The organism is Ruegeria sp. AP12, from assembly GCF_056540025.1.
The window spans coordinates 1-510 of sequence record NZ_JBQFVZ010000352.1 but is presented as its reverse complement, the minus strand read 5'-3'; the positions used below and the strand labels follow the sequence as shown (position 1 = coordinate 510).

The following is a 510-nucleotide window of genomic DNA, read 5'->3' as shown; positions in this document are numbered from 1 at the left end:
TTCGAATAAGTCAGATAGATCTCAGCTTCGTCCCGCAGATTGCGTGTTCGATCTCTGCCGAACTTTGCTAACGCAGCGAAGGTCCGGTTCGGTGAAGCTGCAATGCGGCGGCGCGTGACCCGATGAATGTCCGGTTTGGGCCGTTCCGTACAAGGGAGAGTGGTGCGGAGGACCGAGCTTTCGCCGTGGATCGGGACCTTCAGTTCATGCGCGGAGCGCACTTTCGGGTCGACGGACGGTGATCTAATCTCACGACCCGCTTCACCCCAGTTCTTGGCGGCGTTAATCTCCGGTCCGAGCAACATTGAAAGGAGGCGCCCCATGTCCCTCTTCTCCAAACTCTTCGGTGGCGGCGAAGAGTCTGAACCGGAGCCAGTCTTGTACAAAGGGTTCGAGATTTTCCCTGACCTGATGCCCGAGGGCGGCAAATACCGTTTGCTGGCCCGTATCGAAAAGACCATCGACGGAGATCGTAAGACCCATTCGGTGGTTCGGGCGGATGTGTTTGAA

The 510-nt window shown here is 57.3% G+C and carries 2 protein-coding genes; one reads left to right on the top strand and one right to left on the bottom strand.

All coding sequences use genetic code 11. The features are described from left to right. Positions 1-323, bottom strand: a 323-nt coding sequence (locus tag ACR0E6_RS23170; protein WP_480587862.1) for a hypothetical protein, incomplete at its 3' end; no start/stop codon positions are given. Here ACR0E6_RS23170 and ACR0E6_RS23165 point away from each other — a divergent pair. Then, on the top strand, positions 322-510 hold a 189-nt coding region (locus tag ACR0E6_RS23165; RefSeq protein ID WP_480587859.1), incomplete at its 3' end, for an HlyU family transcriptional regulator. The genes ACR0E6_RS23170 and ACR0E6_RS23165 overlap by 2 nt on opposite strands.